Annotated in this window: 14 protein-coding genes; 11 read left to right on the forward strand and 3 right to left on the reverse strand. The window is 74.1% G+C overall.

Annotated elements, in window-relative coordinates; genetic code table 11:
• The first annotated feature begins 4 nt into the window (after window positions 1-4).
• From secD to ACI79K_RS07185, 4 genes are all read left to right on the forward strand, one after another.
• Entirely contained in the window at window positions 5-1,636 is a 1,632-nt protein-coding gene (gene secD, locus ACI79K_RS07170; RefSeq protein ID WP_456599341.1) for a protein translocase subunit SecD, read from the forward strand.
• Window positions 1,633-2,967 (forward strand): protein translocase subunit SecF, encoded by a 1,335-nt coding sequence (gene secF / locus ACI79K_RS07175; RefSeq protein ID WP_456599342.1) that lies wholly within the window; start codon window positions 1,633-1,635, stop codon window positions 2,965-2,967. Before secD ends, secF begins: the two co-directional genes overlap by 4 nt.
• Window positions 2,964-3,515: an adenine phosphoribosyltransferase gene (locus ACI79K_RS07180; RefSeq protein WP_456599343.1), complete on the forward strand. Its 552-nt coding sequence runs from the start codon at window positions 2,964-2,966 to the stop codon at window positions 3,513-3,515. The genes secF and ACI79K_RS07180 overlap by 4 nt, the downstream gene beginning before the upstream one ends.
• Before the next feature lie 93 nt (window positions 3,516-3,608).
• The gene (locus ACI79K_RS07185; protein ID WP_456599344.1) at window positions 3,609-6,056 is read left to right on the forward strand and encodes a RelA/SpoT family protein; all 2,448 of its coding nucleotides are present in this window, start codon (window positions 3,609-3,611) and stop codon (window positions 6,054-6,056) included.
• A 148-nt stretch (window positions 6,057-6,204) separates the two neighbouring features.
• Here ACI79K_RS07185 and ACI79K_RS07190 read toward each other — a convergent pair whose 3' ends face one another.
• Window positions 6,205-7,044, reverse strand: coding sequence for a peptidylprolyl isomerase (locus tag ACI79K_RS07190; RefSeq protein ID WP_456588635.1), 840 nt, complete (start codon window positions 7,042-7,044; stop codon window positions 6,205-6,207).
• A 146-nt stretch (window positions 7,045-7,190) separates the two neighbouring features.
• On the opposite strand from ACI79K_RS07190, the gene ACI79K_RS07195 reads away from it, so the two are divergent.
• The 7 genes from ACI79K_RS07195 (at window position 7,191) to ACI79K_RS07225 (ending at window position 14,418) form a co-directional block, all read left to right on the forward strand.
• Window positions 7,191-7,874, forward strand: coding sequence for an MBL fold metallo-hydrolase (locus ACI79K_RS07195; protein ID WP_456588636.1), 684 nt, complete (start codon window positions 7,191-7,193; stop codon window positions 7,872-7,874).
• Window positions 7,871-9,133 carry a histidine--tRNA ligase gene (gene hisS, locus ACI79K_RS07200; protein WP_456588637.1) on the forward strand — a complete coding sequence of 421 codons (1,263 nt, stop codon included), beginning with the start codon at window positions 7,871-7,873 and terminating at the stop codon, window positions 9,131-9,133. Before ACI79K_RS07195 ends, hisS begins: the two co-directional genes overlap by 4 nt.
• Window positions 9,134-9,141: 8 nt before the next feature.
• Complete coding sequence (locus tag ACI79K_RS07205) at window positions 9,142-10,125, forward strand: aldo/keto reductase (RefSeq protein WP_456599345.1); 984 nt, start codon at window positions 9,142-9,144, stop codon at window positions 10,123-10,125.
• A gap of 32 nt (window positions 10,126-10,157) precedes the next feature.
• Window positions 10,158-11,933: an aspartate--tRNA ligase gene (gene aspS / locus ACI79K_RS07210; protein WP_456599346.1), complete on the forward strand. Its 1,776-nt coding sequence runs from the start codon at window positions 10,158-10,160 to the stop codon at window positions 11,931-11,933.
• Window positions 11,934-11,939: 6 nt separating this feature from the next.
• Window positions 11,940-12,329 carry a hypothetical protein gene (locus ACI79K_RS07215; RefSeq protein ID WP_456599347.1) on the forward strand — a complete coding sequence of 130 codons (390 nt, stop codon included), beginning with the start codon at window positions 11,940-11,942 and terminating at the stop codon, window positions 12,327-12,329.
• Between the two features lie 60 nt (window positions 12,330-12,389).
• Complete coding sequence (locus tag ACI79K_RS07220) at window positions 12,390-13,481, forward strand: pyridoxal-phosphate-dependent aminotransferase family protein (protein ID WP_456599348.1); 1,092 nt, start codon at window positions 12,390-12,392, stop codon at window positions 13,479-13,481.
• 481 nt (window positions 13,482-13,962) lie between these two features.
• Window positions 13,963-14,418: a hypothetical protein gene (locus ACI79K_RS07225; protein WP_456599349.1), complete on the forward strand. Its 456-nt coding sequence runs from the start codon at window positions 13,963-13,965 to the stop codon at window positions 14,416-14,418.
• An 80-nt stretch (window positions 14,419-14,498) separates the two neighbouring features.
• Here the strand turns inward: ACI79K_RS07225 and ACI79K_RS07230 are convergent, their stop codons facing one another.
• Together ACI79K_RS07230 and ACI79K_RS07235 are read right to left on the reverse strand one after the other, a co-directional pair.
• Complete coding sequence (locus ACI79K_RS07230) at window positions 14,499-15,368, reverse strand: endonuclease domain-containing protein (RefSeq protein ID WP_456599350.1); 870 nt, start codon at window positions 15,366-15,368, stop codon at window positions 14,499-14,501.
• Window positions 15,369-15,543: 175 nt separating this feature from the next.
• Window positions 15,544-16,398: an aldo/keto reductase gene (locus tag ACI79K_RS07235; RefSeq protein ID WP_456599351.1), complete on the reverse strand. Its 855-nt coding sequence runs from the start codon at window positions 16,396-16,398 to the stop codon at window positions 15,544-15,546.
• Window positions 16,399-16,404: the final 6 nt, after the last annotated feature.

A 16,404-nucleotide genomic window follows, 5' to 3' on the forward strand; every position in this document is an offset into this window, starting at 1 on the left:
CTCCGTGGCCAACCGCACCCTGCCCGCGGGGCGCTACTTCGGCGCGTTCGTGCTGATCGTCGCCCTGCTCTACGGGCTGGTCTTCTTCACCGGGGACACCCGGACGCCGCAGCTCGGCCTCGACCTGCGCGGCGGCACGACGGTGACCCTGACCGCCCGCACCCCAGACGGCCAAGCGCCGGCCCAGGAGGACCTGGAGCTGGCCCGCCGGATCATCGAGCAGCGGGTGAACGGCCTCGGCGTCGCCGAGGCCTCGGTGGTCACCGAGGGCGACTCCAACATCATCATCTCGGTGCCCGGGGACGACGGCGAACAGGCCCGGGAGCTCGGTGCCACGGCGCAGCTGCGCTTCCGGCCCGTGTTGGAGGTGGCCCCCGCCGGCCCCGCCGAGGAGGAGCCCGGCACCGACGCCGAGGCGATCGAGGGGGAGACGGCCGACGGGAGCGCCGCGGAGGACACCGGCGACGCGGCGGAGGACCCGGCGACCGGCGACGGCGCCGTCGCCGACCCCACGCTGCCCGACCCGGACGCCCCCGCCGTCACGCAGGAGGAGGCCGCCGCCGAGTTCGCGACGCTGACCTGCGACGCGGAGGAGCTGCTGGGCGAGGTGACCCGGCCCGAGGACTTCGTGGCCGCGTGCAGCGAGGACGGCACCGTCAAGTACCTGCTCGGCCCCACGATCATCGAGGGCACCGAGATCGACGACGCCAACGCCGCCACCCACCCGACCGACGGCAGCTGGATCGTCCTGCTCGACTTCCGGTCCGGCGGGCGGGAGACGTGGGCCAACTACACCGCGGCCAACGTGGGGTCGAACGTGGCCTTCACCCTGGACGGCCGGGTCGTCTCCGCACCCACCATCCAGGGCGCCATCAACGGCCAGACCACGATCCAGGGCAGCTTCGACCAGGAGTCGGCCACCGAGCTGGCCAACCAGCTCCGGTACGGCGCCCTGCCGCTGACCTTCACCCAGGCCACCGCCCAGTCGATCTCCACCGAGCTCGGCGAGGAGCAGCTGGAGGCAGGCCTCATCGCGGGCGCCCTCGGCATCGCGCTGGTCTTCGTGTACGCGCTGGTCTACTACCGCCTGCTCGGCCTCGTGATGATCGCCAGCCTGATCCTCTCGGCGGTGGTGGTCTACGCCTGCCTGATCCTGCTGGGGCGGGAGATCGGCTTCACCCTCAGCCTCGCCGGCATCGCCGGGTTCATCGTCTCGATCGGCATCACCGCCGACTCCTTCGTCGTGTACTTCGAGCGGCTCAAGGACGAGATCCGCGAGGGCCGGTCGCTGCGGTCGGCGGTTCCCCGGGCCTGGGTCCGGGCGCGGCGCACCATCCTGTCCGCGGACGCGGTCAGCTTCCTGGCCGCGGCGATCCTGTACCTGCTCGCCATCGGCGACGTGAAGGGCTTCGCCTTCACCCTCGGCATGTCGACGGTGCTCGACCTCGTCGTCGTCTTCCTCTTCACCCACCCGCTCATGGCCGTGCTCTCCCGGTTCAAGAACTTCGGCAAGAACCGGTTCTCGGGCCTCGGCCGGGTGGAGCACACCCGTCGCACGGGCCCCGCCGCACCGGCGCGGGAACTCGTCGGTGCCACCGCCGCGGTCGGCGGCCGGCAGGACAGGAGCACCTCATGACCCGCCCGACGGACCCGGCCGAGCCGACCTCCGAGCAGCCGCCGGTGAGCACCGGCGAGGAGGCGCTCGCCGACGCCGGGCTCCCCCAGGACCCGGGCAGCGACGACGACGCCGCCACCCCGGCCGCGCCCGGCGGACGCGGCGGACTGGCCCACCGGCTCTACAACGGCGAGGCCGGCCTGGACGTCGTCGGTCGCAGCCGCCTGATCTACCGGATCACCGCGGTCGTGGTGCTGCTGTGCCTGCTCTCGATGGTCTTCCGCGGGTTCAACTTCGGCATCGACTTCGAGGGCGGCAACAGCTTCCGGCTGCCCGGCACCGAGCAGCAGCTGCAGCAGGCGCGTGCCGCGGCGGAGGACGCCGGCGCCAGTGTCGCCTCCGCCCAGGTCGTCGGCGGCAACACGCTGCTCATCCGCACCTCGCAACTGGACAACGAGACCGAGCGCGCCGTGGTGGAGGAGATGGCCGAGGCCGTCGGCATCGCCCCGCAGCAGGTCAGCCCGGAGTCGGTCAGCGCGGAGTGGGGCCAGGACATCACCGACCAGGCGCTCGTGGCGCTGGCGGTCTTCCTCGTCGCCGTCGTGCTCTTCCTCGCCGTGCGCTTCCAGCCGAAGATGGCCGTCGGCGCCATGGCCGCGCTCGTGCACGACATCGTCGTCACCGCCGGGGTGTACGCCCTGGTCGGCTTCGAGGTCACGCCGTCGACGGTCATCGGCTTCCTCACGATCCTCGGCTTCTCCCTGTACGACACCGTCGTCGTGTTCGACAAGGTCGACGAGAACACCCGCGACCTGGAGCGCAGCGCCCGCATGACCTGGGGCGAGGCGGCCAACCTCGCCGTCAACCAGACGTTGATGCGGTCGATCAACACCTCGGTCATCGCGCTGCTCCCGGTCGCCGGACTGCTCTTCGTGGGTGCCGGCCTGCTCGGCGTGGGCACCCTCAAGGACCTGGCCCTCGTGCTCTTCGTGGGCCTGGCCGCCGGTACCTACTCGTCGATCGTGCTCGCCACGCCGATCGTCGCCGACCTCAAGGAGCGCGAGCCGGCCCAGCAGGCGCTGCGCCGGCGGGTGCTGGCCAGGCGCTCCTCGGCCGCGCGGGCCGACGGCGTCGCCGTCCCAGCTGGCCCCGTGGCCAGTGCCCGCCGGCGCCGGAGCACCGGCGCGGCCGCGGCCTCCGAGCTGCCCGGTGCCGTCACCGCCGACGTCGTCGTCGAGTCGCCGCCGTCGGTGCGGCCGGACGCGCCGCGGGGCGCCAGCGCCGCCCCGCGGCCGGGTGCCCGCCCGCAGCGCCCCGGTTCCAGCCGGCCGTCGGGCAAGCGGCGCCGGTGAGCGCGGCCCCGGTCGTGCAGCCGCTCGACGAGCTCATCGCCTCCCTCACCGTCGACGTCCCCGACCACCCGGAACCGGGCATCGTCTTCCGCGACCTGACCCCGGTCTTCGCCGACGGGCCCGCCTTCCGGCGCATGGTCGACGGGCTGGCGGCGCCGCACGGGTCCGGTCCGCGGCCGTTCGACGTCGTCGCCGGGGTGGAGGCGCGCGGGTTCCTGCTGGCCGCGGCGGTGGCGCTCGACGCCGGGGTCGGCGTGGTGCCCATCCGCAAGGCGGGCAAGCTGCCGCGCGAGCGGGTGTCCGCCGACTACACCCTGGAGTACGGGACGGCGACGCTGGAGCTGCACGCGGACTCGGTCCGCCCCGGTCAGCGGGTGCTGCTCGTCGACGACGTGCTCGCCACCGGCGGCACGCTCGGCGCCGCCGTGGCGCTGGTCGAGCAGCTCGGCGGCGTCGTGGCGGCGATCTCGGTGGTCGTCGAGCTGGACGCCCTCGGAGGGCGGCAGCTCCTGGCACCGCACCCGGTGCACGCACTCTGGACCACCTGACCGAGGGAGAACCCGCTCGCCGCCCGGGCGGCGGCGGGCGCGGTCCGGCTAGCATGGTGGGGGTCCCCCCTCTGCCAGCCGCAGGAGTCGCCCGTGGCCTCCGAAGTAGCCGCCGACGCGGCTGTGGCGCGGCCCGGTGCGGTCTCCGGTGGGGCCGTCGCCGATGCAGTGGGTGAGGCGCCGGTCCGCAGCCCGCTGCCCGAGCGGCCCGCGGTCCGCCGTCCCGACGACGTCGGCGCCGACCCGCCCGACGCCGACCTCGGCACCCCCCGCCGGCGGGTGCGCGACCGCCTCGCCCGGCGGATCGTCGCCGGGCAGCGCAGCGGCCTGGTGCGCCCCGTGCTCGAGCCACTGGCGTCGCTGCACCGGCAGAGCCACCCCAAGGCCGACCTGGCGCTGCTGCAACGCGCCTACGACGTCGCCGAGACCGCGCACAGCAGCCAGAAGCGCAAGAGCGGCGACCCCTACATCACCCACCCGCTCGCCGTCGCCACCATCCTCGCCGGCCTCGGGATGGACACGACCACCCTGATCGCGGCGCTGCTGCACGACACGGTCGAGGACACCGGCGTCACCCTGGAGACGATCACCACCGACTTCGGCTCGGAGGTCGCCCACCTGGTCGATGGGGTCACCAAGATCGACAAGGTGAAGCTGGGTGACGCCGCCCAGGCCGAGACGATCCGCAAGATGATCGTGGCGATGTCCCGCGACCCGCGGGTGCTGGTCATCAAGCTGGCCGACCGGCTGCACAACATGCGCACGCTGCGCTTCCTCCCGCCCGAGAAGCAGGAGAAGAAGGCGCGCGAGACGCTCGAGATCCTCGCCCCGCTGGCCCACCGGCTGGGCATGAACACGATCAAGTGGGAGCTGGAGGACCTCGCGTTCGCCACGCTCTACCCCAAGCGCTACGACGAGATCGTGCGGCTGGTGGCGGAGCGGGCCCCCTCCCGCGACACCTACCTGGCCGAGGTCGCCGCGTCGGTGACCGAGCAGCTGAAGGCGGCCAAGATCGACGCGGTCGTCACCGGGCGGCCGAAGCACTACTACTCGATCTACCAGAAGATGATCGTCCGCGGCCGGGACTTCACCGACATCTGGGACCTCGTCGGCATCCGCATCCTGGTCGACTCGGTGCGCGACTGCTACGCCGCGCTCGGCATCATGCACGCCCACTGGCAGCCGGTGCCGGGCCGCTTCAAGGACTTCGTGGCGATGCCGAAGTTCAACATGTACCAGTCGCTGCACACGACCGTCATCGGGCCGCAGGGCAAGCCGGTCGAGCTGCAGATCCGCACCCACGACATGCACCGCACCGCCGAGTACGGCATCGCGGCGCACTGGAAGTACAAGGAGAAGGCCCGCGCCGGGGGCAAGCCGGCCGCGGGGGAGAGCGGTGCGCCGCCCAAGGCCGGCTCGCCCGACGACATGCTGTGGCTGCGCCAGCTGCTGGACTGGCAGCGGGAGGCCCAGGAGCCGGGGGAGTTCCTCGAGACCCTGCGCTACGACCTGGGGCCGCAGGAGGTCTTCGTCTTCACGCCCAAGGGCGACGTGGTGAGCCTGCCCGGGGACTCCACGCCCGTCGACTTCGCCTTCGCGGTGCACACCGAGGTCGGCTACCGCACCATCGGCGCCCGCGTGAACGGCTCGCTCGTGTCGCTCGACAGCAAGCTCAGCAACGGCGACGTCGTCGAGATCTTCACCTCGAAGTCGCCCACGGCCGGCCCCTCGAAGGACTGGCTGACCTTCGTCGGCTCCTCCCGCGCCCGTACCAAGATCCGCCAGTGGTTCACCAAGGAGCGCCGCGAGGACGCCGTCGACGCCGGCAAGGAGTCGCTGACCCGCGCGATGCGCAAGGCCGGGCTACCGCTGCAGCGGCTGCTCGGCGGCGAGGCGCTGTCGACGCTGGCCAAGGACCTGCGGTTCGCCGACGTCACCGCCCTCTACGCCGCGGTGGGGGAGAACCAGCTCTCCGCGGCCTCCGTGGTCGAGAAGCTCATGGCCGCGCTCGGCGGCAGCGAGGGCGCGACCGAGGACATCGCCGAGACCGCGATCCCCACCCGCCGGCCGGTGGCGCGCCGCTCGGCCGGTGGCGACCCGGGCATCGTCGTGCACGGCATGACCGACGTCTGGGCCAAGCTCGCCAAGTGCTGCACCCCGGTCCCCGGCGACGACGTCCTTGGGTTCGTGACCCGCGGCGGCGGCGTGAGCGTGCACCGGACCGACTGCACCAACGCCGGGGACCTGCGCAGCAAGCCTGAACGTCTGGTCGAGGTCGAGTGGGCGTCGTCGCCGGGGTCGGTGTTCCTCGTGGCCATCCAGGTGGAGGCCCTCGACCGGCACCGGCTGCTCTCCGACGTGACCAAGGCGCTGGCCGACGAGCGGGTCAACATCCTCTCGGCGTCGGTGCAGACCAGCCGCGACCGCGTGGCCATCAGCCGGTTCACCTTCGAGCTGGCGGACCCGGCGCACCTGGGCGCGGTGCTGCAGACGGTGCGCAACGTGGACGGCGTCTTCGACGTCGAGCGCGTCACGGCGTAGCCGCAGCCCGCACGGCGACCGCCGGACCGGGTCGGCCCCCGATGATCAGGTCACCTGATCGTCCGGGGTCCTGGCTCACCGTCGACGCTGAGCCAGGACCCTGCCAGGTGAGCCAGGACGTGCCGGCGCCCGACGGCGGCGCCGCGCCTCAGCCGACGACGGCCATGTCCTCGATCGTCACCGGGATGTTCGGCGCGCCGTCGCCGGGGCCGTCCGCGCCCTGGACCCCACCGGCGGCCACCTCGTCGAGCACGGCCAGCCCCGCCTCGTCGATCGAGCCGACCACGGTGTACTCCGGCGGCAGCTCGGTGTCGACGAAGGTCAGGAAGAACTGACCGCCCGTGCTGTTGGGCGCGGCGGTCTTCGCCATGGCCACGGTGCCCCGCGGGTACGTGGTGTCCGGGGTGACCTCCTCGGCGTACTTGTAGCTCGGGCCGCCGGCGCCGGTGCCGGTCGGGTCGCCGCACTGCAGCACCCCGAACGTCTCGGCGTTCACCAGCCGGTGGCAGGAGGTGTCGTCGTAGAAGCCCTGCTCGGTCAGGTACACGAAGCTCGCCGCCGCGCACGGGGCCTGCGCCCGGTCCAGCGTGAGGGTGAGATCCCCCTGGTTCGTGCTCATCAGGAGGGTGGCGGTGCCCTGCGTGGGGGTGGCCTCCGGGTTCGGCGGCGTCCCGACGTCGGTCAGGTTGGTGTTCCCCGACTCGTCGGGCAGGTACTCGCAGGTGACGGTGCCGTCGGCGTTGGTGGTGCGCGCCGCTGACGAGGTGGCCGCCGGGGTCGTCGGGTCGGCCGCCAGGTCGTCGGTCTCGTCGTCCCCGCCGAACACGTTGGTGATGAGCAGCGCGGCGCCCACGATCGCGACGACGGCGATCGCGGTGAGCAGCAGCCCCAGGTTGCGGCGGCGCTTCTTCGCCTGCTCGGTGCGGCGCTCCAGCTGGCGCTGCAGGTGGCGCTGCGCGGCTTCCCGGCGCTGCTTGTTCGTGGGCACGGGGGCGGACTCCTCGGCGGACGGGGCGCGGTGCACGGCCGGGTGCGGCGGGCGGCGGCGCTGGTCGGGGTGCGAGTCTAGGTGCCGGGGCTGGGCGATCCCTGGCAGCGCCGGGTGCGGCGGGGAGCCCCGCGTAACCTGCACGGGTGCTCATCCGCTCGTTCCCCGCCGGCGCGTTCGGCACCAACTGCTACGCCGTCGCCTCCGGGCCGGGCCAGGAGTGCGTCGTCGTCGACCCGGGCATGGACGCCGTCGAGCCCCTGGCCCGCATGCTCGCCGACGACGGCCTCAAGCCGGTCGCGGTCGTGCTGACCCACGGGCACCTGGACCACACCTTCTCGGTGCTGCCGGTGTGCGACGGCTACGACATCCCCGCCTACCTGCACCCCGACGACTTCGGGATGCTCTCCGACCCGGTGCGCTGGCACGGGCCGCAGCTGGCGCCGCTGATCACGGGGGTCCGGCTCCCGGACCCGTCGGAGGTCCGCACGCTGGACGACGGCGCGGTGCTGTCGCTGGCCGGGGTGGATCTCACCGTCCGGCACGCGCCCGGGCACACGCAGGGCTCGGTGATGTTCTCCCTCGACCTCGGTGAGGCGCCCGGGCTGCTGGCCGGGGACGTGCTGTTCGCGGGCTCGGTGGGCCGCGTCGACCTGCCGGGCGGCTCGTGGGACGCGATGCTGCGCTCGCTGCGCGACGTCGTGCTGCCGCTGGACGACGAGACCGTGGTGCTGCCCGGCCACGGCCCGGCGACCACGATCGGTCGGGAGCGGGCGACCAACCCCTACCTGGCCGAGGCCGCGCAGGCGCCGAAGGGGCGCGGGCTGTGAGCGGGCTGACCGCCCCGAAGGGCACCTTCGACACGCTGCCGCCGGACTCGGCACGGTTCCTCGCCGTCCGGGACGCGCTGACCGCGCCGCTGCGCCGGGCCGGCTACGGGTACGTCGAGACGCCGGTGTTCGAGGAGACCGCCGTCTTCTCCCGCGGGGTCGGTGAGTCCACCGACGTCGTGACCAAGGAGATGTACACGTTCGAGGACCGGGGCGGCCGGTCGCTGACCCTGCGCCCCGAGCTGACCGCCGGGCTCATGCGGGCGTTCATCGAGCACCGGCTGCACGCCGCCGCACTGCCGGCGAAGCTGTGGACGGTCGGCTCGGCGTTCCGGTACGAGCGCCCGCAGGCCGGCCGCTACCGGCACTTCACCCAGGTGGACATGGAGGCGCTCGGCGTCGACGACCCCGCGCTGGACGCCGAGGTGGTGGCGCTGGGCGTGCAGGGGTTCCGCGACCTCGGGCTCACCGACTTCGAGCTGCTGCTGACCTCGCTGGGGGACGCCACCTGCCGGCCGCAGTACCGCGAGCTGCTGGTGGCCTACCTGGCGAAGCTCGACCTCGACGAGGAGACCCGGCGCCGGGCGGCGATCAACCCGCTGCGGGTGCTCGACGACAAGCGGCCCGAGGTGCAGGCCCAGCTCGACGAGGCCCCGCTGATGGTCGACCACCTGTCGGACACCACGAAGGCGCACTACGACGCCGTCCGCCAGCACCTCACCGACCTCGGCGTGACCTGGACCGAGGCGCCGCGGCTGGTGCGCGGGCTGGACTACTACACGAAGACGACGTTCGAGTTCGTGCACAACGGCCTCGGCGCGCAGTCGGCCATCGGCGGCGGGGGGCGCTACGACGGGCTCTCGGCCGCGCTCGGCGGCCCCGACGTATCCGGCATCGGCTACGCCGTCGGGGTGGACCGCACCCTGCTGGCCGTCCAGGCCGAGGGGCTCGACGTCGGCGCGGTCGCGGGCGTGCAGGCGTTCGTGGTCCCGCTGGGCGCCGAGGCGAAGCGGGTGGCCGTGCGGCTGGTCGGTCAGCTGCGCGCCGCCGGGGTCGCGGCCGACACGGTCTACGGCGACCGCGGCCTCAAGGGCGCGATGAAGGCCGCCGACCGGTCGGGTGCCTCGCACGTCGTCGTCATCGGGGAGCGGGACCTCGCCGACGGCGTGGGCCAGCTCAAGGACATGCGCACAGGTGAGCAGGTCGCCGTCCCCGTGGGTGAGCTGTTCGACCGGGTGCGTGCGAGTGTGGAGGGGTGACTTCTTCGATGGAGCAGCGACCGCTCGGGAAGACCGGGGCCGACGTCAGCGTGATCGGGCTGGGCACGTGGCAGCTCGGCGGTGACTGGGGCGACGTCGACGAGGACACCGCCGCCGAGGTCCTCGACGCCGCGCTCGACGCCGGGGTGACCCTGCTCGACACGGCCGACGTCTACGGCGACGGCCGCTCGGAGGAGCGCATCCGCAAGGCGCTCGCGCCCCGGGCCGACCGGCCGTTCGTCGCCACCAAGGCCGGCCGCCGCGCCGACCCCTTCACCGCGGAGCAGTACACGCCCGAGAACCTGCGCGCGTGGATCGACCGGTCGCGCCGGAACCTGGGCGTGGACACCCTCGACCTTGTCCAGCTGCACTGCCCGCCCACCGCCGTCTACTCCGACCAGCGCGTCTACGACACCCTCGACGGGTTCGTGGCGGACGGCTCGATCGCGGCCTACGGCGTCTCGGTCGAGACGGTGGCCGAGGGTCTCACCGCGCTGCAGCACGAGGGGGTGGCCACCATCCAGGTCATCCTCAACATCTTCCGGCGCAAGCCGCTCGAGGAGCTGCTGCCCGCGGCTGCCGACGCCGGCGTGGGCATCCTGGCCCGCGTTCCGCTGGCCAGCGGCCTGCTCAGCGGCAAGTACGACGAGTCGACGACGTTCCCGGAGAACGACCACCGGAACTTCAACCGGCACGGCGAGGCCTTCGACGTGGGCGAGACCTTCGCCGGCGTGCCCTTCGACGTCGGTGTCGCGGCCGCCCGCGAGGTGGCCGAGATCGCCGGCGACGCCGTGCCCACCGCGGCGTTCGCGCTGCGCTGGGTGATCGACCAGCCCGGCGTCACCACCGTCATCCCGGGGGCGCGCAACGTCACCCAGGTGCGCGGCAACGTCGCCGCAGCCACCATGGCGCCGCTGTCGGACGCCCAGCTCGCCGACCTCGAGCGGGTGTACGACGAGCGCATCCGCGCCCACGTGCACGACCGCTGGTAACCCCCTCCCTGTCTCTCTCGAAAGGCACCTCCGTGCTCCGCACCCACGACGCCGGAACGCTGCGCGCGTCCGACGCCGGCACCACCGTCACCCTCGCCGGCTGGGTCGCCCGCCGCCGCGACCACGGCGGCGTGGTCTTCCTCGACCTGCGCGACGCCTCCGGCTACGTGCAGGTCGTCGTCCGCGAGGAGGAGGCCCACCACCTGCGCAACGAGTACTGCGTGCTCGTCACCGGCGAGGTGCGCCGGCGGCCCGAGGGCAACGAGAACCCGGAGCTGCCCACCGGCGACATCGAGGTCGCCACCTCGTCGCTGGAGGTGCTGTCGACGGCGGCGCCGCTGCCGTTCCCGATCGAGACCGACCAGGCGGCCTCCGACGACGTCCGCTACCGGTACCGCTACCTCGACCTGCGCCGGCAGGGCCCGGCGCGGGCGATCCGGCTGCGCTCGGAGATCAGCCGCATCGCCCGCGGCGTCATGGCGGAGCACGGTTTCGTCGAGGTGGAGACGCCGAACCTCACCCGCTCCACGCCCGAGGGCGCCCGGGACTTCCTCGTGCCGGTGCGGCTGCAGCAGGGCAAGTGGTACGCGCTGCCGCAGTCGCCGCAGCTGTTCAAGCAGCTGCTGATGATCGGTGGGCTGGAGCGCTACTACCAGATCGCCCGCTGCTTCCGGGACGAGGACTTCCGCGCCGACCGGCAGCCGGAGTTCACCCAGCTGGACTTCGAGATGAGCTTCGTCGAGCGCGACGACGTGCTCGCGATCGCCGAGGACGTCGTCCGCTCGCTGTGGCGGGAGCTGGCCTCGTACGAGATCCACGAGATCCCGCGGATGACCTACCGCGAGGCGATGGACCGGTTCGGCTCGGACAAGCCGGACCTGCGGTTCGGCGTCGAGCTGACCGAGCTGACCTCCTACTTCGCCGACACGCCGTTCCGCGTCTTCCAGGCGCCGTACGTCGGCGCCGTCGTGATGCCCGGCGGCGGGTCGCAGCCCCGCCGGGCGTTCGACGCCTGGCAGGACTGGGCCAAGTCCCGCGGTGCACGCGGGCTGGCCTACGTGACGATCGCCGAGGACGGCACGCTCGGCGGCCCGGTGGCCAAGAACATCTCCGACGCCGAGCGGGCCGGGCTGGTCGAGGCCGTCGGTGCCAAGCCGGGCGACTGCGTCTTCTTCGCCGCCGGGGCCCGGCGCTCATCCCAGGAGCTGCTCGGCGCCGCGCGCAACGAGATCGCCAAGCGCCTCGACCTGATCGAGCCCGGCACCTGGTCGTTCCTCTTCGTCGTCGACTTCCCGATGTTCGAGGAGACCGAGGACGGCGACTGGACGTTCATGCACCACCCCTTCACCTCGCCCACCCCCGAGTGGCGGGACCGGTTCGCCGAGGACAAGGGCGCGGCGCTGTCCGACGCCTACGACATGGTGATCAACGGCAACGAGGTCATGAGCGGGTCGGTGCGTATCCACGACGCCGAGCTGCAGGAGCGGGTGTTCGAGACCCTGGGGATGTCGCGCGAGGAGGCCCGCGAGCGGTTCGGGTTCTTCCTCGAGGCGTTCGCCTACGGCCCGCCGCCGCACGCCGGTGCCGCGCTGGGGTGGGACCGGCTGTCGGCGCTGCTGTCGGGGGTGGAGTCGATCCGCGAGGTCATCGCCTTCCCGAAGACCGGCGCCGGTTTCGACCCCCTGACCGGCGCGCCGACGCCGATCACCGAGGCGCAGCGCAAGGAGGCCGGCATCGACGCGAAGCCGGAGGAGCCGCCGCTGCCCGGTGAGCCCGGGGCGCCGGGGCCCTCCGACCCGACGAAGTAGGGCCCGGTGGTGGTTCCGGTCGTGGTGGACGAGGGGCGACCGGACGGGGCGCGCCGGCCGCTGGCCGGTTCGCAGCCGGGCCCCGGGCGCGGGTTCCCCGACCGGACCGCTGCCCCGGCCGTCTGGGTCGACGGTGGCGCCGGTCTGGCGATCACCACCTGGGGGAGCAGCAGCGTTCCGGGCGTGCCGGTCGACGTCGAGGTCGAGGGCGGCTGCCTCACCGTGTCCGTGGCGGTGCGCGAGGGCGGGGCCGGGGTGGTGAGCGCCGACCTCGCCGCCTACGTCACCGTCATCGAGACGCCGGCGGGACTCGACCCGCAGGGCTGGACGGTGCTCCGGATCCACGGCCGCGACCACGACCTGCCCCCGGTCGCGCCGCGCCACCGCCCCGTCTGACCCTCCGGCCCGCCGGCCCGGACCCGGTGGCCGGGCCCGACCCTGGGTAGGTTGCCCCGTATGCCGTTGCGTGCCCGCACCCTGCTCGGACCCGGCCCGTCGAACCCCTACCCGGAGGCGCAGGTCGCGCTGGCGCAGCCGCTGCTCGGCCACCTCGACCCGGAGTTCCTGCGGATCCTGGACGAGACATCCGACCGGCTGCGCCAGGTGTTCGGCACGGCGAACCGGCGCACGCTGCCGCTGTCGGCCACCGGGTCGGCGGGCATGGAGGCGGCGTTCGTCAACACCGTGGGGCCCGGAGACGTCGTCGTCGTCGCGGTGAACGGCCTGTTCGGGCAGCGGATGACCGACGTCGCCGCCCGCTGCGGCGCCGAGGTGATCGCGGTGGAGCACGAGTGGGGGCAGCCGGTCGACGCCGAGCGCGTGCTGGCCGCCCACCCGTCGCCGAAGCTCATCGCCGCCGTGCACGCCGAGACCTCCACGGGGGTGTGCTCCGACCTCCAGCCGCTGGCTGCCGGCAAGGGTGACGCGCTGCTGCTGGCCGACTGCGTCACCTCGCTCGGCGGCATCCCGGTGCAGCTCGACGAGTGGGGGGTGGACCTCGCCTACTCCGGGTCGCAGAAGTGCCTGGGCGTCGCGCCGGGGCTCGCGCCGTTCACGATCAACGACCGCGCGTGGGAGCGGCGGATCGAGAAGCCGCAGAGCTGGTACCTCGACCTGGGCATGCTCGGCGGGTACGCGGGCGAGGCGGCCGGGTCCGGTGGCCGCACGTACCACCACACCGCGCCGACCGGGATGGTCGTGTCGCTGCACGCGGGGCTCGGGCGCATCCTCGACGAGGGGCTGGACGCCGTCCACGCCCGGCACGCGGAGGCCGGGCGGCTGCTGCACGAGGGGCTGGCCGGGCTGGGCCTGGAGCTGTTCGCGGCGGAGGGCTCCCGGCTGCCGGAGCTGACCACGGTGAAGGTTCCCGACGGCGTGGACTCGGCCGCCGTCCGCCGCGAGCTGCTGGAGCGCTTCGACCTGGAGATCGGCGGGGGAGTGGGCGCGTACGCCTCGACGGTCTGGCGGATCGGCCTGATGGGCCCGAACGCGGCCCCCGCGAAGGTGGCGCTCGTGCTGTCGGCGCTGAAGGCGGTCCTCGGGCGCTAGGGTCCTGGGGCGTTCCGCAACCAGGAGGTGCCCGTGGCCCAGGTCGTCCCCGCGAACCGGGCCAGGCGGCGGTTGCCCTGGTGGGCGCTGGTCCCGCTCGCGGCCGCCGTCTGGTGGGTCGGCGGCTACCTGTCCTGGTTGCTCGACGGCCTGCGGATGGTGCCGGTCGGGGCCCGGACCGCGCTCCCGCTGCTGCCCTCGATGATCGGTGCCCTCGTGCTGGGGGCCCTGGTCGGGGGCGTGGCCGCGGGGCTGCTCGCCCGGGCCGCGGAGCGCCGTGCGGCCGGGGTGCCGGCCACTGCGGCGGGGATGGCGCTGGCCGTCGGTCTCGCCCTGGTGAGCACCGCGTCGACGCTCCGGACGAACGCGCCGGACACGTTCGAGACGGACCCGGCGGTCGTCGGAGGCCTGAGCGTGGTCGTCGTGCTGGTCTCGGCGGCGGGCTGGGCGCTGGGCGCGCCGGCCGCCCTCGGTGCCGCCGGTGCTCGCCGGTGCCGCCTCCTGGTGGGTGTCGCAGGTCGTGCTCGCCCTCGTCGGTGTCGGCGGTGCGGGCTCCCTGGGGCGCCTCGGGTCGTGGCTGGGTGCCGCGCTGCTCGGAACGGCCCTGGTGGTGGTGGGTGCCCGGCCGGTCGCCCGGCTCGCGTGGTGGCCGGCCGTGGTGCTCCTCGCGTGGTTCGTCGCCCCGGCCCTGACCGCGGTGAGCTACCTCGAGCAGCTGCTGCGGCCAGGCGCCGGGTTGCCGGCCACGCTGCCCGACGCGCTCGACGCGGCCTGGCATGTGTTCGGCCTCGCGTCGCTGCCGGCGAACCGGGACCTGGTGCCGTGGCTGGCCGCCATCGCGGGAGCGGCGGCGGTGGCCGTCGTCCTCCCGCGGCCGCGACCGCCGGCCGGCTCGCGGGCCGATCAGCCGCAGGAGCTCTCTGCCCGGCCCGGCTGACGCCTCGCCGAGTGTGCGATTCGTGTCGCCGTCAGCGGCGTGTGGACGCGTGTCGGCGGCAGCAACTGCGCACTCGGGGCTCACCACTGGGCGCCACGGCTCCGCAGTGCGCCGGCTGCACGGTCGACGACGGTGTCCAGGCGGCCCAGGTGGCGGCCGGCGAACCGGAGGACCAGCCACCCGCCGGCTGCCATGAGCGAGTACCGGTCGATGTCGCGGCCGAACTGCTCGCGTTCGGCGTGCTGCCGGCCTTCGTACTCCAGCGCCACCCTCCAGCGCTCCCACCCGAGGTCGGCGTGCGCCACCACGCGGCCCGCCCGGTCGAGGATGGGGACCTGCACGCGGGGGTGGGGGAGTCCGGCGCTGACCAACGCATACCGGACCAGGCTCTCCGGGCGGGAGGCGGCGAACGGCGAGAGCAGCGGCGCCAGCTCCCGGGCGAGGACGATGCCCCGCGTGCCACCGGCCCGCTCGAGCCGGGCGGTGAGCGCCGCGGGGCGGAGGTGGCCCGCGTGCATCAGCGCGTCACCGACCGCGACCACTTCGCCAGGAGGCAGCGCCGCGACGAGGTCGAGCCAGGTCTGGGCGCCGCTGGTCACCGGGATGCCGCGGTGCCGCACCACGTCGGCGGCTTCGAGTCGGCGTACGTGCGTGCGGATGCGCTCCCGTCTGGGTCGTGTCGACCCGGGCGGCACGCTGACAGACAGGGGCCACTCGTGCGGCACGGGTGCGCCGAGCAGGCCGGCAGCGGTCCGGTGGGAGAACGTCACGTCGGGTGGCAGCACCGGTAGGGCCGCCGCGCAGGCCGTTCGGAGCGACAGCGGTACGGCCCGGGAGACGTAGGCGCCGCGAGTCACCCGCACGCCGTCGTCCCGGAGCTGCGCGCGGGTCAGCCCGGCGGCCAGCGCCTGGCCCCGGGTGTAGGCCGGGGGGAGCTCGGTCCGGTCCACCGGCGGAGCGTCGGGCGTGGTGCGCCCGTCGCGATCGTCGCGGCGCCATCCGTGGACGGCGCCCAGCCTGTGGACGGCGCCGAGTGCGTGGTCCTGGTCGCCGCCGCCGGAGTGTCGGCGCGTGTCGGCGGCAGCAACTGCGCACTCGGCGGTCGGGATACCGCCGGCCGGCCCGTCAGGCGGCGTTCAGGCGGGCGAGCTGGTCAGGGGAGAGGGTGAGGTCGGCGGCGGCCGCGGAGTCGACGATCGTCGCCGCCCGGGACGCCCCCGGGATGGGGACGACGGCCTCGCTCTGCGCCAGGTGCCAGGCCAGCGTCACCTGGTAGACCGACACCCCGAGCTCCCGGGCCACCTCCGCGAACGCCGGTGCCGACGAGCCGAGGGAGGCCGCGGCGCTCACCCCGCCGAACGGGCTCCACGGGAGGAACGCCAGCCCGTGCGCCGCGCAGTGCTCGAGCTCGCCGTGCGAGGAGCGGTAGCCCGGCGAGAACTGGTTCTGCACGCTCACCAGCGCGTCGCCCACGATCGACCGGGCGACGTCGATCTGCCCCACGTCGGCGTTGGAGATGCCGACCATCCGCACCAGCCCGTCGTCGGCGAGCTGTCGCAGCGCCCCCATCGACTCCTCCCACGGGGTCGCGGGATCGGGCCGGTGGAACTGGTACAGCCCGATGGCGTCGACCCCGAGCCGGCGCAGCGATGCCTCGCACGCCCGCCGCAGGTAGGCCGGCGACCCGTCGAGCTCCCAGTCGGTGCCGCGGCGGGTGTGCCCGCCCTTGGTCGCCACCAGGACGTCGCCGCCGCCGATGGAGCGCAGCGCCTCCGAGACCAGCTCCTCGTTGTGCCCGAACTCGGCCTCGTCGCGGGCGTAGGCGTCGGCGGTGTCGATCAGGGTCACGCCCGCGTCCAGGGCGGCGCGCACGACGCCGACCGCCTCCTCGCGGGAGGGCCGGTCCTGCTTGGTGGACAGGGGCATCGCCCCCAGCCCGATCGCGCTGACCGTCGCGTCCCCGATGCGTCGCTGCTGCATGGGAGC

This window comes from Blastococcus sp. SYSU DS0616, assembly GCF_054051015.1.

Bases quoted from the DNA above. Each gene is read 5' to 3' on its own strand.
- secF (WP_456599342.1), top strand. From the start codon at position 1,633: ATGACCCGCCCGACGGACCCGGCCGAGCCGACCTCCGAGCAGCCGCCG.
- ACI79K_RS07205 (WP_456599345.1), top strand. From the start codon at position 9,142: ATGGAGCAGCGACCGCTCGGGAAGACCGGGGCCGACGTCAGCGTGATC.
- ACI79K_RS07220 (WP_456599348.1), top strand. From the start codon at position 12,390: ATGCCGTTGCGTGCCCGCACCCTGCTCGGACCCGGCCCGTCGAACCCC.
- ACI79K_RS07235 (WP_456599351.1), bottom strand. From the start codon at position 16,398: ATGCAGCAGCGACGCATCGGGGACGCGACGGTCAGCGCGATCGGGCTG.